The sequence below is a fragment of the Sciscionella sediminilitoris genome (assembly GCF_000737195.2).
GTDB lineage: Bacteria > Actinomycetota > Actinomycetes > Mycobacteriales > Pseudonocardiaceae > Sciscionella > Sciscionella sediminilitoris.
Map to the genome: position 1 here is coordinate 231,521 of NZ_JALM01000020.1, position 25,116 is coordinate 256,636.

27 protein-coding genes are annotated in these 25,116 nt (G+C 68.6%); 12 read left to right on the forward strand and 15 right to left on the reverse strand.

Annotated features, from left to right (window positions below):
• Positions 1 to 46: 46 nt before the first annotated feature.
• Entirely contained in the window at positions 47 to 514 is a 468-nt protein-coding gene (locus AD72_RS11080) for a hypothetical protein (RefSeq protein ID WP_051898486.1), read from the forward strand.
• Here AD72_RS11080 and AD72_RS11085 read toward each other — a convergent pair.
• From AD72_RS11085 to AD72_RS11110, 6 genes are read right to left on the reverse strand one after another with little or no spacing between them, the layout of a single operon-like run.
• Positions 492 to 1,862 carry a pyridoxal phosphate-dependent decarboxylase family protein gene (locus tag AD72_RS11085; RefSeq protein ID WP_031466380.1) on the reverse strand — a complete coding sequence of 457 codons (1,371 nt, stop codon included), beginning with the start codon at positions 1,860 to 1,862 and terminating at the stop codon, positions 492 to 494. The genes AD72_RS11080 and AD72_RS11085 overlap by 23 nt on opposite strands.
• Positions 1,863 to 1,891: 29 nt before the next feature.
• Complete coding sequence (locus AD72_RS11090) at positions 1,892 to 3,124, reverse strand: acyl-CoA dehydrogenase family protein (protein ID WP_031466381.1); 1,233 nt, start codon at positions 3,122 to 3,124, stop codon at positions 1,892 to 1,894.
• Between the two features lie 4 nt (positions 3,125 to 3,128).
• Positions 3,129 to 4,007, reverse strand: coding sequence for an SDR family oxidoreductase (locus AD72_RS11095; protein WP_031466382.1), 879 nt, complete (start codon positions 4,005 to 4,007; stop codon positions 3,129 to 3,131).
• Between the two features lie 13 nt (positions 4,008 to 4,020).
• Positions 4,021 to 4,881, reverse strand: a complete 861-nt coding sequence (locus AD72_RS11100; RefSeq protein ID WP_031466383.1) for a MaoC/PaaZ C-terminal domain-containing protein — start codon at positions 4,879 to 4,881, stop codon at positions 4,021 to 4,023.
• Between the two features lie 6 nt (positions 4,882 to 4,887).
• Positions 4,888 to 5,319, reverse strand: a complete 432-nt coding sequence (locus tag AD72_RS11105) for a type II toxin-antitoxin system Rv0910 family toxin (RefSeq protein ID WP_031466384.1) — start codon at positions 5,317 to 5,319, stop codon at positions 4,888 to 4,890.
• 11 nt (positions 5,320 to 5,330) lie between these two features.
• Positions 5,331 to 6,518 carry a lipid-transfer protein gene (locus AD72_RS11110; protein ID WP_031466385.1) on the reverse strand — a complete coding sequence of 396 codons (1,188 nt, stop codon included), beginning with the start codon at positions 6,516 to 6,518 and terminating at the stop codon, positions 5,331 to 5,333.
• 112 nt (positions 6,519 to 6,630) lie between these two features.
• On the opposite strand from AD72_RS11110, the gene AD72_RS11115 reads away from it, so the two are divergent.
• From AD72_RS11115 to AD72_RS11135, 5 genes are all read left to right on the forward strand, one after another.
• Positions 6,631 to 7,254, forward strand: a complete 624-nt coding sequence (locus AD72_RS11115; RefSeq protein WP_051898487.1) for a TetR/AcrR family transcriptional regulator — start codon at positions 6,631 to 6,633, stop codon at positions 7,252 to 7,254.
• Positions 7,255 to 7,280: 26 nt separating this feature from the next.
• Entirely contained in the window at positions 7,281 to 8,297 is a 1,017-nt protein-coding gene (locus tag AD72_RS11120; protein WP_031466387.1) for a hypothetical protein, read from the forward strand.
• Positions 8,294 to 9,100: a class I SAM-dependent methyltransferase gene (locus tag AD72_RS11125; protein WP_051898488.1), complete on the forward strand. Its 807-nt coding sequence runs from the start codon at positions 8,294 to 8,296 to the stop codon at positions 9,098 to 9,100. The genes AD72_RS11120 and AD72_RS11125 overlap by 4 nt, the downstream gene beginning before the upstream one ends.
• Positions 9,101 to 9,163: 63 nt before the next feature.
• Positions 9,164 to 9,571 (forward strand): YciI family protein, encoded by a 408-nt coding sequence (locus tag AD72_RS11130; protein ID WP_031466389.1) that lies wholly within the window; start codon positions 9,164 to 9,166, stop codon positions 9,569 to 9,571.
• A gap of 10 nt (positions 9,572 to 9,581) precedes the next feature.
• Positions 9,582 to 10,721 carry an RNA polymerase sigma factor gene (locus AD72_RS11135; RefSeq protein WP_031466390.1) on the forward strand — a complete coding sequence of 380 codons (1,140 nt, stop codon included), beginning with the start codon at positions 9,582 to 9,584 and terminating at the stop codon, positions 10,719 to 10,721.
• Between the two features lie 3 nt (positions 10,722 to 10,724).
• On the opposite strand, the gene AD72_RS11140 is transcribed toward AD72_RS11135, so the two are convergent.
• Positions 10,725 to 12,527 carry a DEAD/DEAH box helicase gene (locus AD72_RS11140; RefSeq protein ID WP_037345347.1) on the reverse strand — a complete coding sequence of 601 codons (1,803 nt, stop codon included), beginning with the start codon at positions 12,525 to 12,527 and terminating at the stop codon, positions 10,725 to 10,727.
• Positions 12,528 to 12,638: 111 nt separating this feature from the next.
• The gene (locus tag AD72_RS11145) at positions 12,639 to 13,232 is read right to left on the reverse strand and encodes a TetR/AcrR family transcriptional regulator (RefSeq protein ID WP_231644788.1); all 594 of its coding nucleotides are present in this window, start codon (positions 13,230 to 13,232) and stop codon (positions 12,639 to 12,641) included.
• 104 nt (positions 13,233 to 13,336) lie between these two features.
• Between AD72_RS11145 and AD72_RS11150 the strand changes: the two genes are divergently transcribed.
• A complete protein-coding gene (locus tag AD72_RS11150; RefSeq protein WP_031466393.1) occupies positions 13,337 to 14,380 on the forward strand; it encodes an NAD(P)-dependent alcohol dehydrogenase in 1,044 nt (347 codons plus the stop codon).
• On the opposite strand, the gene AD72_RS11155 is transcribed toward AD72_RS11150, so the two are convergent.
• Positions 14,377 to 15,633 (reverse strand): carboxylesterase family protein, encoded by a 1,257-nt coding sequence (locus AD72_RS11155; RefSeq protein ID WP_031466394.1) that lies wholly within the window; start codon positions 15,631 to 15,633, stop codon positions 14,377 to 14,379. The genes AD72_RS11150 and AD72_RS11155 overlap by 4 nt on opposite strands.
• Before the next feature lie 100 nt (positions 15,634 to 15,733).
• On the opposite strand from AD72_RS11155, the gene AD72_RS11160 reads away from it, so the two are divergent.
• Positions 15,734 to 16,693 (forward strand): Lrp/AsnC family transcriptional regulator, encoded by a 960-nt coding sequence (locus AD72_RS11160; RefSeq protein WP_031466395.1) that lies wholly within the window; start codon positions 15,734 to 15,736, stop codon positions 16,691 to 16,693.
• Here the strand turns inward: AD72_RS11160 and AD72_RS11165 are convergent.
• The 5 genes from AD72_RS11165 to AD72_RS35560 form a co-directional block, all read right to left on the reverse strand.
• On the reverse strand, positions 16,687 to 17,334 hold the full coding sequence (locus AD72_RS11165) for a phosphatase PAP2 family protein (RefSeq protein ID WP_031466396.1): 648 nt from the start codon (positions 17,332 to 17,334) through the stop codon (positions 16,687 to 16,689). The genes AD72_RS11160 and AD72_RS11165 overlap by 7 nt on opposite strands.
• A gap of 75 nt (positions 17,335 to 17,409) precedes the next feature.
• Entirely contained in the window at positions 17,410 to 17,787 is a 378-nt protein-coding gene (locus AD72_RS11170) for a winged helix-turn-helix transcriptional regulator (protein WP_051898489.1), read from the reverse strand.
• Between the two features lie 202 nt (positions 17,788 to 17,989).
• Positions 17,990 to 18,817 carry a class I SAM-dependent methyltransferase gene (locus tag AD72_RS36465; RefSeq protein WP_156365133.1) on the reverse strand — a complete coding sequence of 276 codons (828 nt, stop codon included), beginning with the start codon at positions 18,815 to 18,817 and terminating at the stop codon, positions 17,990 to 17,992.
• A gap of 56 nt (positions 18,818 to 18,873) precedes the next feature.
• Entirely contained in the window at positions 18,874 to 19,953 is a 1,080-nt protein-coding gene (locus AD72_RS11180) for a GNAT family N-acetyltransferase (protein WP_031466399.1), read from the reverse strand.
• Between the two features lie 27 nt (positions 19,954 to 19,980).
• On the reverse strand, positions 19,981 to 20,493 hold the full coding sequence (locus tag AD72_RS35560; protein WP_082468870.1) for a pyridoxamine 5'-phosphate oxidase family protein: 513 nt from the start codon (positions 20,491 to 20,493) through the stop codon (positions 19,981 to 19,983).
• Between the two features lie 176 nt (positions 20,494 to 20,669).
• Between AD72_RS35560 and AD72_RS11190 the strand changes: the two genes are divergently transcribed.
• The 4 genes from AD72_RS11190 to AD72_RS11205 are packed head-to-tail and all read left to right on the forward strand — an operon-like array spanning position 20,670 to position 24,764.
• Positions 20,670 to 21,887 carry an aminotransferase class I/II-fold pyridoxal phosphate-dependent enzyme gene (locus AD72_RS11190; protein ID WP_197284930.1) on the forward strand — a complete coding sequence of 406 codons (1,218 nt, stop codon included), beginning with the start codon at positions 20,670 to 20,672 and terminating at the stop codon, positions 21,885 to 21,887.
• A complete protein-coding gene (locus AD72_RS11195; protein WP_031466402.1) occupies positions 21,887 to 22,729 on the forward strand; it encodes a class I SAM-dependent DNA methyltransferase in 843 nt (280 codons plus the stop codon). Before AD72_RS11190 ends, AD72_RS11195 begins: the two co-directional genes overlap by 1 nt.
• A complete protein-coding gene (locus AD72_RS11200; RefSeq protein WP_051898490.1) occupies positions 22,726 to 24,492 on the forward strand; it encodes a fatty acyl-AMP ligase in 1,767 nt (588 codons plus the stop codon). The genes AD72_RS11195 and AD72_RS11200 overlap by 4 nt, the downstream gene beginning before the upstream one ends.
• On the forward strand, positions 24,489 to 24,764 hold the full coding sequence (locus AD72_RS11205; RefSeq protein WP_031466404.1) for an acyl carrier protein: 276 nt from the start codon (positions 24,489 to 24,491) through the stop codon (positions 24,762 to 24,764). Before AD72_RS11200 ends, AD72_RS11205 begins: the two co-directional genes overlap by 4 nt.
• Here AD72_RS11205 and AD72_RS36470 read toward each other — a convergent pair.
• Positions 24,761 to 25,099, reverse strand: a complete 339-nt coding sequence (locus AD72_RS36470) for a hypothetical protein (protein WP_197284931.1) — start codon at positions 25,097 to 25,099, stop codon at positions 24,761 to 24,763. The two genes, AD72_RS11205 and AD72_RS36470, sit on opposite strands and share 4 nt — an antisense overlap.
• Positions 25,100 to 25,116: the final 17 nt, after the last annotated feature.

The window sequence follows — 25,116 nt, forward strand, 5'->3', positions numbered from 1 at the left end:
CCGCCTGTCCGCTTATTGTACATGAATCCAATAACGGAGGTGTTCGATGACCGTGCGCAGGATCGAGGTGCCGGAACGGTTGCACGCGCTCGCCGCGCTGCCCGGCTGCGATGACACGGTGGCGTTCACCGCGCGGACCGCCGAGCAGCGCACCCCGGAACAGTGGGCCCGCGCGGTCTTCGAGGGCGGTTCCCCGGTCATGCGTGCCTTCCTGCGCACCGGCTGGTCGCTGGCCCTGGGTTTCCGGCTCGGCCCCAACGGTTCAGCGCGGCACGTGCTCGGCTGGCGCCTGGTTTCGGCGGACGGCACCGCCGCGGTTGTCGAACAGGAATCGGGCCTGATGCTCGCCCGCAACGTGTTCTGGCCGGACGGGGACCGCATCGTGTGGGGCACCTTCGTGCGCTATCGCACCGGTGCGGCACGGCTGATCTGGCCGCCGGTCTCGCTGGTGCACGTGCTCACCGCGCATCCCCTGTTGCGCAGGGCCGCACTCAGCCCGCGCGCGAGGAGCTGACCAGTTCTTCTATCCGTCCGCACAGCCAATCGCTGTACGGTTCGTGTTCGGGTTTCATCAGCACGCTGCGCAGGATGCGCCCGCTCGGCCGATCGGCCCGCACCGGGTGCCCGCGCGCGGCCAGTGCCTCGGCGCTGACCCCGTAGGTGGCGAGGAAAACCGAGTCCTCGGGTTCGGCGGTCATCCCCTTCTCCAGCACCTCGGCACTGATCCGGTCCACATCGGAGAGTAGCTCCGCACGCGGGAGGTAGCCGAGGATGTCCAGCTCGGGGCGTTGGTAGGGGGCGAGCACTTCGGACTCGGCGAGCAGTTCGTGCCAGTGCAGCGCGGCGCGCCTGCCGGGCCGCAGCACCGCGCCGAGCCCGTCGGCGGTGAGCGGGAGCAGCCGCATGGTCAGCCACAGCGCGGCGGCCGCGGCCCCGGCGCGCGAGCACTCCAGCGAGATCTCGCCCAGATGCAGCTCGTCCGAGGTGAAGTAGGTATAGGGCGAATCGTGCCGGTAGAACCGGCCGACCGAGGGATCGGCGTGCAGTACGGCACCGCAGCCATAGGGTTGCAGGCCGTGTTTGTGCGGGTCCACGACGACCGAATCGCAGGAGGCGATCGCGGCGTACGGGGCGGCGGCCACGCCATCGGGTCCGTCATCGGCGATCAGGATGAAGAATCCGCCGTACGCGGCGTCCACATGCAGCCGCACCCCGTAGCGCTCCCGCAGTTCGAGCGCTTCGTGGACCGGGTCGATCGCGCCCAGCCCGGTGGTGCCCGCGGTGAGCACGACGGTGCCGATGTTCTCGGTACGCAGCACGGATTCCAGCGCGTCGAGGTCCATCCGGCCTGCCGCGTCGGTGGCCACCGGATGGGCGGGCACGCCGAGCAGATGCGCCATCCGCGCGTGCGTGTAGTGCGCGTCCGCGCTGTAGGCGATCGCGGTGCCCGGGCGCAGTTCACGCGCCACGAAAAGGGCCTCGAGATTCGCGATGGTGCCACTGGTGGTGAGGTGGCCGAGATGGGTGCCGAAGCCGAACATGACGGCGAGCCCGGCGATCACCTCGCGTTCCATCGCCGCGGTCGCCGGTCCCCCGTCCAGCGCGTGGTTGTTGGGATTGATCAGCATCGCGGCCAGCTGCCCGGCTACCGCGGCCGGGTGCGGCGGTTTGAGCATCTGGCCCGCGTACCGGGGATGGAAGAACGGGTAGTTGTCTCGCAGCCGGGCCAGCAGTTCGCCGAACGCGGCACCGAACTCGCCGTCGCCGACCTCGAGCGCGGGGTGGGCGGCGAAGCCGCCGTACTCCGCCTCCCACTTCCCGATCTCGTCGATACCGTGCGCGAGCCAGTGCTTGAGGTCCATGGCGGCAATCCTGCCATCCACGGAGCCCGCTATTTGCCGAGCAGCCCCTTGGCGATGTGGGTGACCTGTATTTCGTTACTGCCCGCGTAGATCATCAGCGACTTGGCGTCCCTGGCGAGCTGTTCCACCCGGTATTCGGTCATGTATCCGTTGCCACCGAACAGTTGCACGGCCTCCATGGCGACCTCGGTCGCCGCCTGGGAGGAGTACAGCTTCATCGCCGAGGCCTCGGCGAGGCTCGGGGATTTGCCCGCGCGGCCGGCCTCCAGGGCGTGGAAGACCATATTGCGCACGTTGATCCGGGCGACTTCCATGTTCGCCAGCTTGAGCTGGACGAGCTGGAAACTGCCGATGTCCCGGCCCCACAGGGTGCGGTTGTTCGCGTAGTCCACGCACAACCGCACGCATTCCTCGATGATGCCCAGCGACAGCGCGGCCACCCCGACCCGTTCGAGGGTGAAGCTGGACTTCACCTCGCTGGTGGTGTCCTCCCCGCTCGCCCGGTCCTCGGTCTCGCCGAGCAGGTGCTCGCGCCCGAGCCGGACGTTGTCGAAGAACAGTTCCCCGGTCGGGGAGGACATGATGCCCATCTTCTTGAACGGTTTGCCCTGGGTCAGGCCCGGCATCCCGGATTCGAGCACGAAGGAGAGCACCTTGCGGTCCCGCATCGGGGTTCCGTCGCCCTCGTCGAGCTTGGCGTAGACCACGAGCACATCGGCGTACGGGCCGTTGGTGATGAAGGTCTTTTGTCCATTGAGGACATAACCCTCCCCGTCCCTGCGGACCACGGTCTTCATCCCGCCGAGCGCGTCCGAGCCCGAGTCCGGCTCGGTGATCGCCCAGGCGCCGACGTGTTCGAAGGTGGACAGCTTCGGCAGCCAGCGCTCCTGCTGGGCCAGGGTGCCCTTGCTCATGATGGTCTGCGCGGTGAGCCCGATCGAGACGCCCATGGAGACCACGATGCCCAGGCTCACCCCGGCGAGCTCGCTGATCGCGATCATCGCCATGGACTCGTTGCCACCGAAGGCCGATCCGCCACCGGAGCCGGAGCTTTTCTTGCCCTGCTTGCGTTTCTCCAGCAGCTTGGTGGTCTGCTCGCGGGCCAGCGCGTCGATCCCGAAGGCGGCGAACATCTTCCGGATGACCTCGTACGGGGGAAGCTCCCCGGATTCGAGTTCATCGGTGCGCGGGCGGACCTCCTTGTCGATGAACTCGCGGATCGAGTCCCGGATCAGGAGTTCGGTTTCCGACCATTCGATCATGCGATCAGGCCCATTCCCCGAGCCGCGAGGCGACATCGGTGATCGTCCACGGCCCCTCGGTCTCGGTGGTCTTGTCCACCGACCAGCCCTGCAGCTTCTGGATGGATCCGCCCTGCACGGCGAAAACCTGCCCGGTGTGCGGGCATTTCTCGGTCGCCAGGTAGGCCACGAGCGGGGAGATGTTCGCCGGGGAGAACGCGTCGAACTCGCCCTCGGGGACCTCCTGGCCGAAGATCGCGCCCATGCCGGGGGTGGCCAGGGTGAGCCGGGTGCGGGCGATCGGGGCGATCGCATTGGCCCGGACCCCGTAGCGTTCGAGTTCCTGTGCCGCGACAAGGGTCATGGCCGCGATCCCGGCCTTCGCCGCCCCGTAGTTGACCTGACCGGCGTTCGGCAGCGTGGTCCCGGAGGCCGAGGCCGTGTTGACCACCGCGGCGGAAAGTTGTTCGCCCGCCTTGGATTTGGCCTTCCAGTACGCCGCCGCGTGGTGCAGTACCGCGGCATGTCCCTTCAGGTGCACCGCGATCACCGCGTCCCACTGGGATTCCTCGATCCCGGCGATGAACGCATCGCGCAGGATGCCCGCGTTGTTCACCAGCACATCGAGCTTGCCGAACTCCGCGACCGCCTGCTCGACGAGGTTCTTCGCGCCCGCCCATTCGGCGATGTTGTCCGTGTTCGCGGCCGCTTTCCCGCCCGCGGCGCGGATTTCGTCCACCACCTCCTGGGCGGGACCGGCGTCGGTGCCCGATCCGTCATTGGCCCCGCCGAGGTCGTTGACCACGACGCTGGCGCCCTCCTTGGCGAACAGCAGCGCGTGCTCGCGGCCGATACCCCGGCCGGCCCCGGTGATGACGGCGACCCGTCCGTCGAGTTCTCCCATGAAATCTTCGCTCCTATCCGGTGATCTCGGCGAGGCCGTCGGAGATGACCACGGTCTCGCCCACTGTCGTCTCGAAGGCGTAGCTCGTCACGCCGTCCTGCTCGCCTGCTCGCCACATCCGCGTCGTGATGTCCTGCCCGGGAAGCACCGGCTTCGCGAATCGCACCGCGAGCCTGCGCAGCCGCGCGGTCTCCGAACCGGCGAGTTCGGTGAGCACCGCCCAGGAGGTGAACGCCTGGGTGCACAGTCCGTGCACGATGATCCCGGGCAGCCCGGCCTGTTTGGCGACCTCCTCGTCCAGGTGGATCGGCATCGGGTCACCCGCGGCCGGGCTGTACCGGAAGGTCTGGTCCTCGTCCACGTGCGCGACCACCTTCGCCACCGGCGCGGAATCCCGCAGTCCCTCGGGGAAGCGGTGCTCCGGTGCCTGTTCGCCGACCGTGTTCCCGGCGTTGAACCCGCGCACGAAGAAGGTCACGTACTGCTCGGTGACCAGTTCTCCCTCCGGGGTGCGGCTTTCCAGGTACACGCAGGCGGGGGTGCCCTTCTCGGTCCCGTGCCAGCCGGTCATCTTCCCCCTGGAGACCAGCTGGTCCCCGGGCCGGATCGGGCGGTGGAACCGGAAATCCTGTTCCCCGTGCACCACGCGGCCGATGGTGCTCGGCGGAACCACCCCGAGCACCGGCTCCAGCAACGATTCGAAGACCGGCACGATCGCGAACACCGGAGGCGCGAGGTCCCCGGCGCGGTGCGCGGGAACGGGATCGTTGGTGGCCTCCGCGTACTGCGCGATCCGTTCCCTGGTGACCTCGAAGGTCTTCGGCTCGTTCCAGGTGTCCAGCCCGGACTCGTCGAATGTCAGCTCTTCGCTCATCGCTCCTCAATCAAGCAGTTCGGCGAATTTCGCCATGGATTCGTCGAGGTTGTTCTTGCCGTCTTTCTCCACGGCCTTGCCGAGCGCCCCGGTGAGCATCTGCCCCTCGAATTCGGCGTCGATCGTGGCCAGCGTGCCACCTTCGGACGCGGCCACGCTCAGGTCGAAGCGGACCTTGACTCCCGCCATTCCGGTCCCGGAGATGGACAGTTTGCTCGGTGCCTCGAATTCGTCCACGGTCCAGGTGATGGTGTTCGGCATGCCGAGCATGGTCACCACCTCGGTCGCCTGTGCCCCCTTGGCGAACTCACCGGGCACCTCGCCCTTCCATTTCGTGTGGATCGTCAGCCACTTCTCGAAATTGTTCGGATCCGAGAACTGTGCCCACACCTTGTCCGGAGAGGCGTTCAGCTGCACCGACGCGTTGATCTTGCCCATGCGTTACTCCTTCACCGTTGTGCGCGCTGGTAGGCGGTGACCACGGCGGCCCCGCCGAGACCGATGTTGTGCTGCAGTGCCGCCGAGACCTCGGGAACCTGGCGCGCCTGGGATTCTCCGCGCAGCTGCCAGGAAAGCTCGGCGCACTGGGCGAGACCGGTCGCGCCGAGCGGGTGCCCCTTGGAGATCAGCCCGCCGGAGGGGTTCACCACCCAGCGGCCGCCGTAGGTCGTCGCGCCGTCGTCCACGAGTTTCCCGCCCTCGCCCGGGGCGCAGAGGCCGAGCGCCTCGTAGGTCAGCAACTCGTTGACCGAGAAGCAGTCGTGCAGCTCGATCACCTGGAAGTCCTCGGGGCCGAGCCCGCTCTGCTCGTACACCTCCCGCGCGGCCTGCACGGTCATATCGCAGCCGACGATGTTCTTCGCGGTGCCGTCGAAGGTGGAGGCGAAGTCGGTGGTCATGGACTGCCCGACGATCTCCACCGCCTGATCGGCGAGGTCGTGCTCGGCGACGAAGGCCTCGCTGGCCAGCACCGCGGCCGCGGACCCGTCCGAGGTCGGCGAGCACTGCAGCTTGGTCAGCGGTTCGTAGACCTCCCGCGAACCGAGGATGTCCTCGAGCGAGTACTCGTCCTGGAACTGCGAATAGGGATTGTTCACCGAATGCTTGTGGTTCTTCAGGCCGATCCTGGCGAACTGCTCGGCCGTGGTGCCGTGCTCGCTCATGTGTTCCCGGCCCGCGGCGCCGAACATCCACGGCGCGGGCGGGAAAACCGGATCGTAGAGCTCGCACAGCGCCTGGATGTGGCGCATCATCGGCTGCTCGCGATCGTCGAAGGTGGTGCCCAGCGATCCCGATTTCATCTTCTCGAAACCGAGCGCGAGCACGCAGTCGGCGAGCCCGCCGCGCACCGTCTCGGCCGCCATGTAGAGCGCCGTGGAACCGGTCGAGCAGTTGTTGTTCACGTTCACGATCGGGATACCGCTGAGCCCGAGCTCATACACCGCGCGCTGCCCGGAGGTGGATTCCCCGTACACATAACCGACGAACGCGCGCCGTACGGATTCGTAGGACACCCCCGCGTCCTCGAGCGCGCGCGTTCCCGACTGGCGCGCCATTTCCGGGTAGTCCCATTCCACCCGGCCGGGCTTTTCGAACTTCGTCATCCCGACACCGATGACGTACACCTTGTTCGCCACGACCACTCCTGATCTGTCGACGCTGACCGGGGCCAGGTTACATACTGGCATGCCGGTATGTAAATGGGAAGGTAAGATCCTCCGCCGAGTTGAGGGGAAGGGGATGTGAGTCGTGGCTGCTCCGAGGCGGACACAGGCCCAGCGGCGCGCCGAGACGCGGCAGGCCCTGCTCGAGGCGACGATCGACTGCGTCGTCGAGCACGGCTACGGCAATGTGACGACCGCGCAGATCGCCCTGCGCGCCGGGGTGACGAGAGGCGCGCAGAACTACCACTTCTCCGCCAAGACCGAACTCGTCGCGGCCGCGCTCGAGCACCTGATGGATCAGCTCATCGAACAGGTGCGGCTGGATCCCCCGCGCGGGACGGACACCACCGAGCGCGCGCTGCTGCTGCTCGACCGGCTGTGGAACCTGCACGACACCCCCGCGTTCAAGGCGGCGACCGAGATCGCCATCGCCAGTCGCACCGACCCCGAACTGCGCGCCCGGCTGGCCGGGCTCAACCGCAGGCTGATCGGGATGATCCGGGGAATGCTGGACGAGACCTTCCCCGAGCTGATGGGCAACGAGGACATCTACCCGATCATGCTGACCGTGCTCTCCGCGGTGCGCGGGGTCGCCGTCGTCGGGCTGATCGGCTCCCCGGAGTCCATCGAGTCGCTGTGGCGCATCGTGCGCGGTCAGCTGGAGCAGCTCATCGCGCGCGCGGTGGAGAAGGCCTCACTCGCCGGGTAGCGGCCCGTACTGGAAGACTGCTCGCCGTGGAATATCAGCTCATCGCCGAGATCACCGCACCGCAGGGTGCACCCGAACTGGACCCGCTGCAGCAGCTCGGGGTCGTCACGCTGATCGACGAACAACTGGACACGCTCGCCGGGGTCGACGGACCCGACGGGGTCGCCGTGGAACCGCTGGATCACCAGGTCAGCGGGCAACCGGACGGCGCGGTGGTCACCATGGTCGTGGAGGCCCCCGCGCTGGCCTTCGCCGAGGACGGGGCACGCGCGGTGCTCGGTGAACTGCTCGCCGAAACCCCGCTGCTGCCCGGCTGGCAGCTCACCCGCTGCGCGGTGACCGCCAGCGACGCGGATCTGGTCACCGCGGTACACGGGGACGGCGACCAGACCGCCGAGAAGGAGGAAGAGGCAGCGGAGGAGGGCCAGGACCTCGCCGAGCGGCGCACCCACCTGCTCTCCTATGCCGAGCGGTTGCGCGCCCTTGGCCCGGAGCTGTTCGGCACCGAGGACGAGGAGGTCACCGAGGGGCACGCGGCCTACCTGGCCGGGGCACTGCTCGAGGGACTGGAGATCCTCACCGATGAGCTGTTCGCCGACATCCAGATCCTGCGCGAGACCGAGGAACCGGTTAGCGAGCAGGACGGTCTGTGGGTGCTCGACCAACTGCCCGGCAGGTACGCGGAGCGGTACACGGCCCTGTTCGCCCAGCAGTTCCTGGTGACCACCGCGATCCTGGGGCACCGGCTCTGCGGGCCGGAGTGGCCGGGTCCCTCGTGCCCGGCGGAGGCACTGGCCCTGCATCTGGTCAAATCGCTCGCACTCGGGCAGCTGGACCTCGCCGGGCTGCTCGACGAGCTCCCGGTGGAGCGCATGCTCGCCGCCTTCGACGCGCGGGTGTTCGCCAATCTCGACCACGAATGGCTCTACGAACCGGACGAATCACACGGTCCCGCCTTCGAGGACTGGTTCAGCCCGTACCCGGAGCAGGAGGGGATCATCCACCCGTATCTCATCGAGGAGCCCGCCGAGCAGGACGCATGAACACCGACGGCAGCGCGGGGGACGCGGACTACGGGCGGATCGGCGCGGGTTATGCGCACTACCGCCGCCCGGATCCGCGCATCGCCGCGCCCATCGAGGCCGCGCTCGGCGGCGCCCGCACCGTGCTCAACGTGGGCGCGGGCGCCGGTTCCTACGAACCCGCCGATCGGGAGGTCACCGCGGTCGAGCCCTCGGCGACCATGCGGGCCCAGCGCGCGGATGCCACCGCGGTGGTGGACGCGAGCGCGGAGGAGCTGCCGTTCGCGGACGATTCCTTCGATGCCGCGATGACCACGTTCAGCGTGCACCAGTGGAGCGATCCGGAGGCGGGGCTGCGCGAGATGCGCCGGGTCAGCAGGGGCCCGGTACTCGTACTGACCTGCGACCCGGACTTGCTGCACGGGTTCTGGCTCGCCGAGTACGTCCCCGAGGTAATCGAGGTGGAGGCCCGGCGCTACCCCTCGATCGCGCGGCTGCGCGCCGGGCTCGGCGAACACACCACGAGCACCGTGATCCCCGTGCCGCTGGACTGCGCCGACGGGTTCAACGAGGCCTACTACGGGCGCCCGGAAGCCTTCCTCGACCCGCGGGCCCTGCAGGCCTGCTCGGCGTGGAGCTTCGTCCCGGACCAGGCCCGGCAGCGCGGGCTGGAACGACTGCGTGCCGAGCTCGCCGACGGCACCTGGGACCGGCTGTACGGGCAGCTGCGCACACAGCCGAGCTTCGCCGGTTCACTGGTGCTCGTGACGGCGGCGGAGAAAACCGCGGAGGAAATTCCCGCCAGGGATGTCGAGAATCGGTGAACGGCTCCGTCCCCGGGTCGAACGTGGCCAGAATGGGTCACGACCGACACCGAGGAGAACCTCATGGCCAAGTACCTGATGCTCAAGCACTACCGGGGCGCTCCGGCCGCGGTGCACAACGTGCCCATGGACCAGTGGACGCCGGAGGAGATCTCGGCGCACATGCGGTACATGGACGAGTTCGCGGCGCGGCTGGAGCAGACCGGTGAGTTCGTGGACGCCCAGGCGCTCGCCCCGGAGGGCACCTTCGTCCGCTATGACGGCGAGGGTCGCCCGCCGGTCACCGATGGACCGTTCGCCGAGACCAAGGACCTGATCGCGGGCTGGATGGTCATCGACGTGGACAGCTACGAGCGGGCCGTGGAGCTGGCCGGGGAACTGTCCGCGGCGCCCGGGGCGGGTGGGAAACCGATCCACGAATGGCTCGAACTGCGCCCGTTCCTGACCGAGCGGCCGGCGGTGACCGAATGACGGTGCCCGAATGAACGAGGAACTGCTGCGGGAGCTCGTTCCCGCGGTGATCGGCGTCCTCGTCCGCCGCGGCGCCGAGTTCGCGACGGCCGAGGACGCCGTGCAGGACGCGCTGCTGCGGGCACTGGAAACCTGGCCGACGGATCCGCCGCGGGATCCGAAAGGCTGGCTGATCACGGTCGCCTGGAACCGGTTCCTGGACACGATCCGGGCCGACACCGCCCGGCGCAGGCGCGAGGATCTGCTGGACGGTGAACCGGAACCCGGGCCCGCGTCAACCGTGGATGACACACTCGGGCTCTATTTCCGGTGCGCCCATCCGGCGCTGACGCCCTCCTCCGCGGTCGCGCTCACCCTTCGCGCGCTCGGCGGGCTGACCACCAGGCAGATCGCCGAGGCCTATCTGGTGCCCGAGGCGACCATGGCGCAGCGCATCAGCCGCGCCAAGCGCACCGTGTCCGGCGCGCGGTTCGACCGGCCAGGCGATGTGGGCACCGTGCTGCGCGTGCTCTACCTGGTCTTCAACGAGGGGTACTCCGGGGCGGTGGATCTCGCGGCCGAGGCGATCCGGCTCACCAGGCTGCTCGCGGCCAGCTACGACCATCCCGAGGTCTCCGGGCTGCTCGCGCTGATGCTGCTGCACCACGCCCGGCGGGTGAGCCGGACCGCCGCGGACGGCAGCCTGATCCCGCTCGCCGAGCAGGACCGCGGCCGGTGGGACACCGCGATGATCGCCGAGGGCGTCGGGATCCTGCAGGCGGCGCTGGCGCGCGACCGGCTCGGCGAGTTCCAGGCCCAAGCAGCGATCGCGGCACTGCACGCGGATGCGCCTACCGCCGCCGAGACCGACTGGGTGCAGATCCTGGAGTGGTACGACGAGCTGGTACGGCTGACCGACAGCCCGGTCGTACTGCTCAACCGCGCGGTGGCGGTCGGCGAGGCCGATGGTCCGCGAGCCGGGCTGGCCGCACTCGCGGAACTGGACGGGGCGCTGCCCCGCTATACCGCGGTGGCCGCCTACCTGTACGAGCGCGAAGGCGATCCGGGGACGGCGGCGCGGCTGTACGCCGAGGCGGCGGGCAAGGCGGGCAACCTCGCCGAGCGCGATCACCTGACCCGGCAGGCCGCCCGGCTCAACAACCGTTCCTGAACGTCAGCCCGCGCGCCCGGCGGTGCGGCGGTTGCCGCGCGACTGCGGCGCGCCGCCGCGCCGGTTACCCTGGCCGCCGCGGTTGCCCTGCGCGGCCCGGTTGCCCTGCGCCGTTCGGTTCCCCTGCGCCGTTCGGCTGCCCTGTGCCGTTCGGTTCCCCTGCGTGGTCCGGCTGCCCTGCGTGGTCCGGCTGCCCTGTGCGGTTCGATTCCCCTGACCAGCCCAGCTTCCCTGGCCCGCCCGGTTCCCCGTGGCACCGCGGTTGCCCTGGCCGCTCCGGTTGCCGTGCGCGGTCCGGTTGTCCTGACCGGTCCGATTGCCCTGCGTGGTCCGATTGCCCTGGCCGCTCCAGCCGCCCTGCGGGCCCCGGTTGCCCTGTCCGGCCCGGTTCCCCTGACCGCGACCGCCGCCCTGGCCGTTCCGGGCGCCCTGGTCACCGCGGTTGTCCTGGGTGCGCTGACCGTTCCTGCTCCCCTGGCCACCGCGATTCGGCTGACCGCCCCGGCCCTGGCCGTTGCGGTTACCCGGACCACCCCGGGTGTGCTGCTCGCGCCGGGGTCGCCGTGCGGGGCCATCGGCCACGGTCTCCTGCTCGGTCGCGGACTCCTTCGGGGCGGAGAACCCGCGCTTGCCCGGCACCAGCTCACTCAGGAACGGGTGCCCGAGCTGCACCGTCGTGGTCGTGGCATCGATCCCCGCCTTGCGGGTCAGCTTCGCCACATCCGCGGCCTGGTCCGCGGTCATCAGGGTCACGACCGTCCCGGATGCGCCCGCCCGCGCGGTGCGCCCGGAGCGGTGCACATAGGCCTTGTGCTCGACGGGCGGGTCGGCGTGGATGACGAGGGTGACGTCGTCGACGTGGATCCCGCGCGCCGCGATGTCGGTCGCGACCAGGGTGCTCGCCTTGCCCCCGGAGAACGCGGCGAGATTGTTCTCCCGCGCCTTCTGCCCGAGGTTGCCGTGCAGTTCGACCGCGGGAACCCCGGAGGTGACCAGCTTCTTGGCCAGCCGCGCCGCCCCGCGCTTGGTGCGGGTGAACACGACGGTGCGTCCCGGTGCGGCGGCCAGGTCGGCCACGATCGGCACCCGGTCCTCGTGCCGCACCCGCAGTACGTGGTGATCGACCTCACCCGTGCGCACCTCGGGTTCGGCGATGCTGTGTGTGACCGGGTCCTGGAGGAAACGCTTGGCGAGCACGTCCACCTCGCCGTCCAGGGTTGCGGAGAACAGCAGCCGCTGCCCCTCGCGCGGGGTCTGCTCGAGCAGTTTGCGGATCACCGGGAGGAATCCGAGATCGGCCATGTGGTCGGCCTCGTCGAGCACGGTGATCTCGACCGCGTCCAGTTTCGCGTGGCCCGCGGCGATGTGGTCGTTGAGCCGCCCTGGGCAGGCCACGAGCACATCGGTGCCCGCGCGCAGCCCGTTGATCTGCGGATTGGGGCGCACCCCGCCGAACACGGTCAGCGTGCGCAGCGCCAGCGCCTCGGCGAGCGGGGCGATCGCGTCGTGGATCTGGGTGGCCAGTTCCCGCGTCGGCGCCAGGATCAGCGCGCGCGGACGGCCCCTGCGGCGCGGGGTCGTGCTCTCCGCGAGGCGGGCGAGCACGGCGAGCGCGAAGGCGTAGGTCTTCCCGGAACCGGTCTGCCCCCTGCCGAGCACATCCCGTCCGCCGAGCGAATCGGGCAATGTCGCGGCCTGGATGGGAAACGGCTTGGTCACCCCGCGCGCGGCGAGCGCGTCCACGAGGGTGTCCGGCAGGCCGAGTTCGGCGAAACCGGGGAGGTCTTCTGGGCGTTGAGACGCCATGTGTTGTGCTCCGGGGGGCGTAGCGGGAAGCCTGCGTACTCGCGGGCTGGTGAACCTGGTGAACGATCGCCCTCGTGGGCAACCCTATTGACGGTACACGAACCCGGCGGATCACCCGCGGTCGCGGTAGGACTCGATCACCACACGCGCGGCGTCGACGGATTTCGCGGCCACCGCGGCAACCCCCGCGCCATAGCGCGGAAACACTCCGTCCAGATAGAACGCGGCGTATCCGTGCGCCTGGGCGAACACCTGCTCCATCAGCGCGAGCGCCGATTGTGCGTCGGAACTCACCGCGAAGGCCGAATTCAGGAACAGGTCGTTGAACTCGCGGCTGCGCTCGTGCAGCTCGGGATAGTTGGGCGCCCGCAATTCCTCGGTGACCAGCACGTGCAGCCCGGCCCTGGTGCGCGCGAAGTACTCGGTGTAGGCACCCGCGGCGTGCGCGAGCTTCTCCACCGGATCGGTCTGCGCCTCGACCGCGGCGCGTACCCGTTCGATGAGCTGGTCGGCGATCACCAGGGCCACGGCGGCGAACAGATCGTCCTTGCTCGCGAAATGCCGGTACGGGGCGGCCGGGCTCACCCCGGCGCGGCGGGCGAGTTCGGCGACCGAGAATCCCGTGACCCCACGCTCGGCGAGCAGCTCGAGACCCGCGCGCACCAGGGCCTCGCGGAGCTGCCCGTGGTGGTACCCACCGGGCATGAGCCACACCACCCCATCCCAGCTTGCATCGATGTAAGAGGGCTCTTACTCTAGGGGACGGGGAGAACGATCGCAATGTGCGTACTCATGCATGGAGGCAATTCGTGTCAGCTACACCTGCCATCGCCGCGCCCGGTGCGGGACAACCGCTCGGCGTGACCACCATCGAACGGCGAGAACTCCGCCCCGACGACGTGCTGATCGACATCGCCTACGCGGGGATCTGCCACAGCGACATCCACCAGGTGGACGAGGACTGGGGAGGTTCGATCTTCCCGATGGTCCCCGGGCACGAGATCGCCGGAACGGTGGCCGCGGTCGGCTCCTCGGTCACCAAGTACCAGGTCGGCGACCGGGTCGGGGTCGGCTGCATGGTCGACTCCTGCGGCGAGTGCGAGCAGTGCCGGGCGGGCCGGGAACAGTTCTGCGTCAAGGGCAATGTGCAGACCTACAACGCGCGCGGCTTCGATGGCGAGCCCACCTACGGCGGCTACAGCAAGCAGGTCGTCGTGCGGGACGCGTTCGTCTGCCGTATCCCGGAGGGCATCGGGCTCGACGTGGCCGCCCCGCTGCTGTGCGCGGGCATCACCACCTACTCCCCGCTGCGGCAGTGGAACGTCGGCCCGGGCAAGAAGGTGGCCGTGATCGGGCTCGGCGGGCTCGGGCACATGGCGGTGAAGCTCGCGGCGGCCATGGGCGCCGAGGTCACCGTGCTGAGCCAGAGCCTGAAAAAGCGTGAGGACGGGCTCAAGCTCGGGGCCAGCGACTACTACGCCACCTCCGACGAAGCCACGTTCGACACACTGCGCGGCCGATTCGACGTCATCCTGAACACCGTCTCGGCACAGCTCCCGCTTGACCGCTACCTCGGCCTGCTCGCCGTGGACGGCACCCTCGCCAATGTCGGCGCGCCCGCGGATCCGATGAGCTTCAACATGTTCTCGCTGCTCGGCGGGAACAAGAAGCTGGCCGGTTCGATGATCGGCGGGATCCCGGAAACCCAGGAGATGCTCGACTTCTGCGCCGAGCACGGCATCGGGGCCGAGATCGAGGTCATCTCCGCGGAGAAGGTGAACGAGGCCTACGAGCGGGTCAAGAACAGCGATGTCCGCTACCGCTTCGTGATCGACACCGCGACCATCGGCTAACCGAAGTGGCGCACCGGTTCGGGCCACGGCGCCCGGCCGGTCGCCACGAACTCGGCGACGGCCCCGGCCAGTTCCTTGTGCAGGGCGTGATCGGCCTCGGTGACGGGGCCCAGCATCGCGGCGTCCGGATAGGCCTCGAAGGTGCCGAACAGGAACGGCAGCTCGGCACAGTGGGTCGCGCCGAGCGCGCCCGGATCGGGGTCGGGAACCCGGTCGAAGCGGTAGACGTAGGTCCGGCCGGTGCGGTGCTCGGTGAGCGCATCCGGGCCAGCCGCGCCCAGTCCCGCGGCGGTCACGCCCGGTTCCCGGATACCGAAGGCGGTCAGCTCGTCGTGCACGGTGCCCACGAGCACGTCGAGACCGGCGAGGGGATCCTCGGCAAGGGCATCCGGCAGTGCGCGCGCTGCGCCGAATCCGCCGAGCACCGGATACAGCGCCGGGGCGACCTCACCCGGCCGCGCGGTCTCCGCGGCGAGTTCGGCAGCGGCGGCGAGCAGCCCGGTGACCGGTTCCGCGCGCAGCCCGGCGGCGTCGGTGCCGAGGATTTCCAGATAGCGCGTGGCCCGCTCGGTGGCGAGCTCCGGATCCATCGGGGACAGCGCCAGCGGACCGCTCTGCAGGATCACCCGGGAACTGAGCGGACGGGTGCGTTCCTCCATGGCGAGCAACAGGCTGGAGTACGCACCGGCGGACTGACCGCCGACGGTCAACAGCCCGGGATTCCCGCCGAACGCGGCGATGTTCTCGTGCACCCAGTGCAGTACCGCGGCCTGATCGCGCAGTCCGAGGTTGTCCGCGCCTAGTTCGGGCAGGTGCAGATAGCCGAGCGGGCCGAGCCGGTAGTTGGCGGTCACCACGACGATCCCGCCCAGTTCGGCCAGGCGCGCCCCGTCGTACCAGTCCCAGCCGCCGCTGCCGCTGCTGAACCCGCCGCCGTGGAACCACACCAGCACCGGCAGATCGCGCGCCCCGGCAGGCGCCCACACGTTCAGGTTCAGGCAGCCGTCCTCGTCCCAGTCCGGGGTGCGCGGCCCCATCACGGCTTCCAGGCGGGAGGCGTTCTGCGGCACCGCGGGCCCGGGAACCTCCGCCGCGCGCACCCCGGTCCAGCCCTCGTGCGGCACCGGCGGGGCCAGCCTGCGCTGCCCGACCGGCGAGGCCGCGTAGGGAATCCCGGTGAACGCGCCCACCTGTCCGAGGTCGCGCCCCCGCACCTTTCCCGAAGTGGTTTCCACGACCGGTTCACTGCTCATCTCGGCTCCTTTCCGCTGCGCCCGTTCTAGGTCCGTATCGCTGCTCGTGGCCAGTTTCAGGCCGCTGAATCGCGAAAACATGACATCGAGCTGGTCTAGGATGCCGATTGTGCGCCAAGAACTCGACGAGACAGATCGGCGGATCGCGGCCGCGCTGCTCGCCGCCCCGCGCGCCCCGCTGCGCACCATCGCCACCTGCCTCGGCCTCTCCGAACGCACCGTGGTCCGCAGGACGGGCCCGTTGTTCGCGGACGGGGTGCTGCGCAGCACCGCCGTGCGCAACCCGTTCGGCGATCACGTGCCGCTCGCATTGCGCGTCCGCTGCCGGCCGAACCGGATCCAGGAGATCGCGCGCACCCTCGCGCACCGCGGCGACACCCTGTGGGTGGACATCCTCGGCAGCGGGGACGAGATCAGCATGATCGCCTTCCTGGACGGGCCGGAGGCGCGCGTCCGGCTGCTGCTGCGCGATCTGCCCGCGACCACGGCGGTGCACTCCTGGCGCGCCTATACGCTGCTGCGCGTGTTCCCGCGGAGTTTCAGCTGGACCGCGGGGCTGCTCAGCGCGGCCGAGATGACCGCGCTGTGCCCGGATCTCGGGCAGCCGCGCGGAAAACCGGACCTCGACGCACTGGACGAGAAGCTCATCACCGCACTGGCCGAGGACGGGCGGGCGGGCTATACCCGGCTCGCGCACCGGATCGGCAGCACCGCGGTCACCGTGCGCCGCAGGCTGGATGCCTTGGTGCGGGACCAGGCGATCCGGCTCGCGACCGAGATCGACCTCACCCTGCTCGGCGTGCGCGCGGACGCCCTGCTGTGGCTCAGTGTTCCGCCCGCCAGCGCGCACCGGACAGGGGAACTGCTCAGCGAACGCCCCGAGGTGCGGTTCGCCGCCGCGACGACCGGGGCCACGAACCTGCTCGTGGCGGCCGCGACCGAAGACCTGGACACCCTCTACCGGTTCCTCACCGACACCATCGGCGGGATCACCGCGATCACGAACATCGAGACCACCCCGATCCTGGCCACCAGGAAACGGACCGGCCTGACCTACTGACCGCCGATCAGGCTCTGCTGGCCGACCAGGAAAACGCCGAGCGCGATCACGAAACCGAGCACCGCGCCCGCGCACACCTGCGCGGGCGTGTGATGCCGGACCACGACCCGGGACCAGCAGATCAGCGCGACCACCAGCAGCCCGAACAGGGCGTAGGGCGAGTACACGAACGCCAGCATCGCTACCGCGCCCGCCGAGACCGCCGCGTGCATGCTGATCTTCCAGCGCAGCGTGATCGGGAAGACCACGGCCAGCGTGAGCACCATCGCGATCGCCGCGAGGATCATGGCCCGGGGCGCGCCGCCGAGGATCAGCACGAGCAGCCCGGCCGCCGCAGAAGCGAAACACACCAGCAGCGGAACGGTGCGCCCGGCGCGATCCCGCACATGGTGCCCGTCCCATTTGCCCGCGCGGGCCCCGCGCACGATGAACACCATCGGCAGCAGCGCGCTGAACACCGCCAGTACCGCGGCCCAGAGCAGGGCCGGGCCGATCCGGTAGTCCGTGGCGCGCAGGCCGATCGCGAACGCGAACAGCACCAGCACCACCCACGGGGCGAGAATCTCCCCGATGGTCCGCGCGATGAACAGCACCGGACCGTCTGCCCGCGGCTGCGCGGTCGCGGTGTCGAACCGGCTCACCGAATCCTCCCGAATGCCTGAAGCCCCTGCCCTGCAAGGCAAACCAGCATACCGTGCGTTCGGGTCAGCCGTTACTCACGGGGCGGCCCGGTTGCCGCGGGCGTGTCTGCGCTGCGCGCGTTCGATGAGCCCGGCGTGCTGCTCGGCCCATTTCGCCGCGGGCCCCAATGCGGCGAGTAATTCCTCGGCGGACGCGGTCAGCGCATAACACACCGATCGCCGCAGAGCGCCCGGCGATTCGATGCGTTCGACGAGGCCGGCCAGCACCAGTCTGCGCAAGGTGCGTGTCAGCGTCGCCTCGTGCAGTACCCTTGCGCCCGCCGACCAGTTGTTGACGGTCATTTCCCTGCTGATCACACTGAGCAGTTCGCTGTACTGCAATGGCTTTCCGTACAACGCGGTGAGCACCGTCGAAACCCATTCCCCGGAAATCAGGCGGACGATATCATCCACTCCGCGCCACAATTGGAGATCGATTCCCATCGAAAGGTACCCCCAGCAGAATATTTTTCATACCGCGAACTCCAGAGAATCAGACACGCAGGACGCGATATACCGCCATTCAGCTGAATACGAACCATGCAAGCGGTCGAGGCAGGCAGAACTACCTGTTGCCACATGACAAAAGTCCCGCAAACACGCGATCCGACACCGGTCAGCGCACGGCGGCGACCACGACCATCGAGTCCGCCCAGTAGTACTGACAGTCGGCGGGCGGCCGGAAACCGGTGACCAGTGTGGTCTCGATGCGACTGAAGTACTCGGTGAGGATCCGCTGGTGCATGCGGCTCAGCGAATCGATTTCCACGGTGAAATAGGTGAGCACTCCGCTCTCGACGAGATGTTCGACGGCCGTCGGGAAGAAGTGCTGCGCATAAACCGGGGCATCGAGCACGTGCTCGGCGATTTCCTGCTCGGTCGAGGGGTAGGTGTCGAAGAAGATCCCGTCGTAGCGGCCGAGCGCACCGATGGCATCCTGCCAGCGCCCCGGCACGATACGGATGTCGCGGCCGGGGTACCGGGCGCGCCACTGCTCGGCTCGCTCCCGGACCTCCGGGTTCGCCTCGATCACGGTGTAGCTGCGTACGCCTTCCTCGAGCAGCATCGTCGCGGAAATACCCATGCCGAAACCGATCTCGAGCACATCGCCCCGTGCGCGCGCCGCGACCCTGGCCATCTCGGCCATGATCGGCCGTTCCCAGTCCTGCATCACCTGCTGACCGGAGATGATCAGCTGGGAATCAGCGTAGTGCGCAGCACCTTCGGCCAGTTCGCCGTCGATCTCCCGGGTCCGCGCGGCACCGGGAACTCCGCGTTTCCCACAACGGTGCAGCGCATCGAAATCGGCCACGGATTCCTTCAGAACCCGGTGGATTTCGAACTCGCGTATGGCGGGATTCAGCTCCTCGAGATACCCGCCGGTGAGGTCCTCGAGGGTGATCCGGACGTACTCTCCCGACTCGCTCATGCCGGTCTCGGTCATCATGCTCCTTTCCACGACTTCATCCTGTTCTTCGTCCTGCTGCTCCGTCCGGTCGTTCAGCGCGGCTCCGCCTCCTCCCGGATATCCGGTTCCTCGTCCGGGAAGACGAGTCTGTCCAGGCGCAGCTTCCGGGCCACCCGGGACAACGGTCGGACGTAGGCCCAGCCGAGGCGAAGCTCGCATCCCAGCTTGACCTTGGCTTCCTCGTTCGAGATCCCGAAATCCACGGCTTCGAGGCCGTGTTCGATGGCCAGCCGGACGATCCGGCCGCCGAGGTGCCGGTGCACCGGTGTATTGCCGATCCGTTCCCGGTCCACCCCGCTGTACAACGACTCGAGTACCGCGCCACGGCGCACCAGCAGGTCGAATCCGACCACCTCCGCACCGTGCAGCGCGAGCAGGACGGTGCTCTGCGGGAGCGCGGAAACCCGGCGAAAGTAGTCCTCCGGCAGCCACACTTGATCCCGGTCCCGGTATTTCTCGAAAAGCTTCCGCCACAACCGGTGCATGGCCGCGACCGTGGGATCGGCCGGCTGGGTGGTCACGGTCTCCACGCGGAATCCGGCCCGCTCGAATCGGCGGGTGTCCCTGCGCACGGTCTTGCGCCGGTCGGCGGGCAACCATTCGAGATAGCCCGCGTAGTCCGGCCATCGCACCGGAAGCAGCGCGTCCAGGTACATCGGCGTCCTGCGGTATCCCCCGGAAAACAGTTCCCGCCCGCAGGTTCGCCACACCTGGGTTTCCCAGAGATCGCGGACCACCAGCAGCTTCGCCCGCAGCGCCGCGGCCTCGGCGGCCATCGCGTCGAGCAGCAGGGGAAGCACATCATCGACGACCCCGGGCGAGGAGAAGTAGAACGGCGAGCCCACGTTCACCGGTGTCCCGCCGGCGAACACCGGGATGGACAGCGGGCCCGCGACCGGATACCGCATCAGGAAACCGTGCGCCGCACCGATGACCCGGCCGTCCCGCCTTGCGAGGAAGTAACGGAAGACACAGCCGATACCGGCATCGGCAATCGCGCGCAGATAGGCCAGGTCATGCGGCCGCTCCGGAAACCATAACCCGGCCCAGTCGGCCTCCGGAATGTCCGGTCGACCGATCCGGACGACCGTGATCCGCGTATCTCCGATCATCTCCCCAGCTCCAGTGGCGGTGCCGAGTCACCTGGCGTAGCCGGATTCCACGGCGGCGAACAACGCTGCCACATCGACCCGTTGCCGGGTGTCGATGCCTCGCTCGATCCATTCCCGTTGGTCGAGCACATAGGCTTCCCGCACGGTGATCTCGTACAACCGGAATTCCTCGTTCGCCCGGAAGGCAGCCAGTTCCTCGTCCACCGGGTCGGCGAGCGAGTCCGCCGCCCGATCGAGGAACAGGCGCAGCAGGCTCTCCGAACCGTCCGTCTCCCGGCAGCTACCGGAGAACTGGATACCGTCCGCCTCCTCGAGGGTGCTCGTCGAATCGTAGATGGCACCACTCACCTCTGGATTCCGCAGAACAGCAGCACCATGCCGGGAACAGTTCCTCGATACGAAGTAAAGATAATGCGGCGCCACCGGAACGAATCCCACGACCGCAGCCCACGGCCCCTGCTCGTCATGAGTCGCCAACGCGACATATCGATTGGCCCGCAGGATAGAAACAGATCTTTCCGCTGATTCCAGATAATCCACCGAGTCAGAATATCCGCGATGTCAACCTGAACGAAACGATCACATCGGCACGTGCAGCCGTGCACGCGGACACCCGAACGCGTGCCAGAACACGGCCTTGACCAGGCCGGGAAGCAAGAGTAGGAATTCAACCGAAAACGTCGACAGAAATGCATGAGCGACTTGGGGAAACGATAGTGAATGCACTCGACGAGAAATGGTCGTTCGACGATTACCGGCGCAGATCGGCCGCCGAGCGAATGTTCGCCCCACCGATCGTTGACGGCCGCATCGGACCGGCGATCATCTGCGACGGCCAGGAGCTCGTCAACTTCGCGAGCATCAACTTCCTCGACCTGCAGTCGAAGCCTGGGGTGCTCCGCTACTTCTCCGAAGGCACCGAGGAATACGGAATGACGACCGGCGGATCACGGATGACCCAGGGCATCTGCCGTCCGCACCTGGAAATGGAACGCGAGCTGTGCCGGATCACCGGGAAGGAGCGAGCGATCAGCTTCGCGAGCGGGCTGCTGGCGAACATCGGTTTCGTGCATGCGATGGCCGGCGACATGCGGATACGCGAGGGCTGGGAGATCCGCAATTCGGACGCGAATTTCGTGCTCGACCGGGACTCGCACTGGAGCCTGTGGAAGGCCACGGAATCCCTGCAGCACGGCCGCAGATTGCGCCCGTTCCGGCACAACGACCCAGCCAGCCTGGAGAAGGTACTGGCACCATTGGCGGGCGAAAAGACCGTTGTGGTCTTCGAAAGCGTCTACTCCGCCGACGGTGGGGTCGCGCCGATCGGCGAACTACTCGATGTCTGCGAACGCCACGGCGCGGTGAGCTACGTCGACGATGCGAACGGATTTCTGGTCTACGGCGGGAAACACCGGCCGTTCGCGTCCGAGTTCGCCGCACTGCGCAGGGCCGACTTCGTCATGGTCTCGTTCTCCAAATCGGTCGGCCTCGAGGGCGGCGCCATCGCCGGACCGGAGGACCCGATCCGCGCGTTCGAGGTGCTGTCCGGGACCTCCATGTTCACCGCGGCGATACAGCCACCGACCGCGTACACCGCGGGCAAGGTGATGCGCCTGCTCCAGGAGGTCCCGGGCATCGTCGATGGCTACCTCGACCGGGTCGAGCGGTTCCGCGAACAGTTGACCGGCATCGGTTGCGCACCGCACGACACCGGCACCTACCTGTTGTCGGTCCCGGTGAACGACGATGAGGTGGCGACGCGGCTGCACCACGAATTCCTCGCGCGCGGCTACCTGGTCCCCGTGTTCTGCTATCCGGCCGTCCCGCACGACGGGGCGCTGCTGCGGCTGATCCTCAACGCGGGGCACAGCAGGGAGCAGCTCGATGGCTTCGTCGAAACGCTCGCCGAGCTCAAGCGGAAGTTCCGGTTCTGATGCCGGATCGAACCACCGGATGGCAGGCCATGGCCGCGGTGCTGCGCTGCCCGGCCTGTCCGGGCTCGGAGTTCCGGATGGCGGCCGCGGATCTGGTCTGCACCTGCTGTGAGCGGCGCTATCGCCCGCGGCACGGTGTTCTGGACCTGGCCGGGACCGGGAACGCGGCGGGTGACCGGCCGTACGAGGGTTTCTGGGCCACCGTGTACGGCTGGGTGATGGACCGGCCGGGGCGGCAGCGCCTCGATGCCTGGTTACTCGGACTGGATGTGCGGCGCTATTACCGCGAGGTCATCGCCCGGCTCGAGGGTTGTGGTGCCGGTCCCCATCTGGAACTGCCCTGCGGGAACCTGCCGTTCCTCGAGCTGACCGAGGCCTATCGCGCGGGTGGTCCGTGGATCTTCGCCGATCTCTCCTCCGCGATGCTCGGCAAGCTCGCCCGCAAACTCGACGCGGACGGTGCCGATGGCCAAGTCCTCCTCCGGGCCGACGCGTGCTCGCTTCCGGTGCGCGACGGTCGGCTGCGGACCATCGTGTCGCTGTTCGGGCTGCACTGCTTTCACGACAAGGCAGCGGTTTTCGCCGAACTGCGGCGCTGCCTGCACCCGGAGGGAAAGCTCGTGCTGAGCACGCTGACCGCCGACGGCTCCGCGCTGTCGCGCGGCTATCACCGGCTCAACCAGCTGGACGGCACCTTCGCCCCGGCCGCCACGGCAGCGGAGATCGTGGCATCGGCCAGGCGCCACGGCTTCGAGATCGAGGACGAATTCCGACAGGGCAGCGTCTTTCTCTGCACCGCTTCGCCACGCGCGCCCGAGCACGGCAAGGAGAACACGGCATGACCGTCGCGAAAGATCTCGCGGAAACCGTCACCGCAGGATTGCGCGCCCGCGCGGAGCACACGGGCGGGCGCGCGGCGGTGCTCTTCGTCCGGGACCCCGGTGAGCCCGGGCGCACCGAGTCGCTGACCTACCGGCAGCTCGACGAACAGGCCCGCCGAATCGGCTCCTGGCTGGCGGCGCGTTTCCCCCAGGGCGAACGGATTCTGCTGCTGGACACCACCGGGATCGGGATGGTCACGGCCTTCTTCGGTTGCCTCTACGCGGGAATGATCGCCGTGCCCGCGCCACCGCCCGGCAGGCATCGGCACCAGCGCGACCGGGTCACGGCGATCGCGCACGACGCCGGGGTGGCCACCGCGCTCACCACCGGGGCACAGCTGCCGGGCGTCCGGCAGTGGGCCGAGGCGGAGCGGCTCGGGCTGCGGCACCCGGCCGTCGACCCCTCCGGTGCGGGTTCCACTGCGGACTGGAGGATGCCGCCGACAGCACCGGAAACGGTGGCGCTGCTGCAGTACACCTCCGGTTCCACCAGCGAACCCAAGGGGGTGATGGTCACGCACCGGAATCTGGTGTACAACGCGCACCTGATCGGGGAGCAGCTGGAACTCACCGAGCGGGACCGGTTCGGCGGCTGGCTTCCGCTGTACCACGATATGGGGCTGATCGGCCAGGTGATCTCGCCACTGCTGCTCGGCAGCGCCACGGTGCTGATGGAACCCAGTGCGTTCGTCAAGCGACCACACCACTGGCTGCGGATGATCCAGGAGCAGCACGTGGCACTGTCCCCGGCGCCGAATTTCGCGTTCGATCTCTGCCGGCGAGGCGTCACCGGTGAGCAGGCGGCGGAGCTGGATCTTTCCGGGTGGAAGTGCGCGGCCAACGGATCCGAGCCGGTGCACGCGCCGACCCTTGCCGCGTTCGCCGAACGGCTCGCGCCCGCCGGTTTCCGCGCCGAATCGCTGGCGCCTTGCTACGGGATGGCCGAGGCGACCCTGTTCGTCAGCGGGCGGCGCAACCGGCCCGCGGTGGTCCGGCGGGCGGCACCGGCCGAACTGGAGCGCGGCGAGTTCCAGGCGGTCTCCCGGGCCGGGCGCGCGTTGGTTGGCCTCGGCGGGGCAGCCGGATTCGACATACGCATCGTCGATCCGGAGAGCGGAAACGTGCTGCCGGACGGACGGATCGGCGAGATCTGGCTGCGCGGCGCCAGCGTGGCCGCGGGCTACTGGCGGCGTACCGAGCTCACCGAGCAGGTCTTCCGGGCGAGCACCGCGGATGGCGACGGCGGTTACCTGCGCACCGGGGACGCCGGGATGCTGTTCGAGGGCGAACTGTTCATCACCGGACGGTACAAGGAAATGTTCGTCTTCCGCGGGCGAAACCTGTTCCCGCAGGATCTCGAACACGAGGTGCGGCGGGTGCACGAGAATCTGGCCTCCGGTGTCGGCGCGGTGTTCTCGGTCGCCGCACCGGACGAGGAAATCGTGGTCACCCACGAGATCCGCGCGCGCCGGGGAGAAAACGAATTCGGCGAGATATCCGACCGGATCCGGATCGCGCTCGGCCGTGAGTTCGGGGTTCCGGTTTCCGGGATCGTCCTGCTGCGTCCCGGCACGGTGCGCCGCACAACCAGCGGGAAGATCCAGCGGCTCACGATGCGTGAACTGTTCCTCGGAGGCGAGCTCGACGCGCTCCACGAGGACATCAGCCCCGAACTGCACACCCTGCGCAAAGCCGAACGCCGAACGAGGAAGGAACTCCGATGAACGAGAGCACGGTGCTCACCGAGTCCGGGATGCGAATCTGGCTGACCGAACGAGTCGCTTTCCATCTGGAACGGGCCCCAGGGCAGATCGCCCCCGATGTCCCACTGATCAGATACGGACTGGATTCGGTGTACGCGATGAGCGTGAACGGCGATATCGAGCAGGAGTTCGGTCTGGAGCTGGACCAGACCGTGCTGTGGGACAGCCCGACCATCGAGGCGCTGACCCGGCATATCCTCGACCGGTTGCGGGCACCCTCGCGAATCGGCTAGTCGTGCCCCGGGAGACGGCGAACCCTGCGGACGCGCTCCCCCGCCGCCCAGAACAGCTGCATCGGTTCCCCCTCCGGCCAGGCCAGCTCCACGATCCCGGCAACGGCGGGTTTCGCGGTCACGATCATCAGCCATTTCCGCTTCTCGCCCGCGAGGCCGAAGACCACGATATCGCCGGTGACCAGCTCCTTCGCGTGGACCGATTCGGTGGGAATGTCCCCGTCGGCGGTATCCGGCCCACTGTCCACAATGTCCTCGATGATCTCGGCGACCTCCGGTCTCGCGTGGTGTGCCCTCGCGGCTGCATTCGCCGAGGGGGATTTCCGACTGACCATTCGCGTGTTACACATGG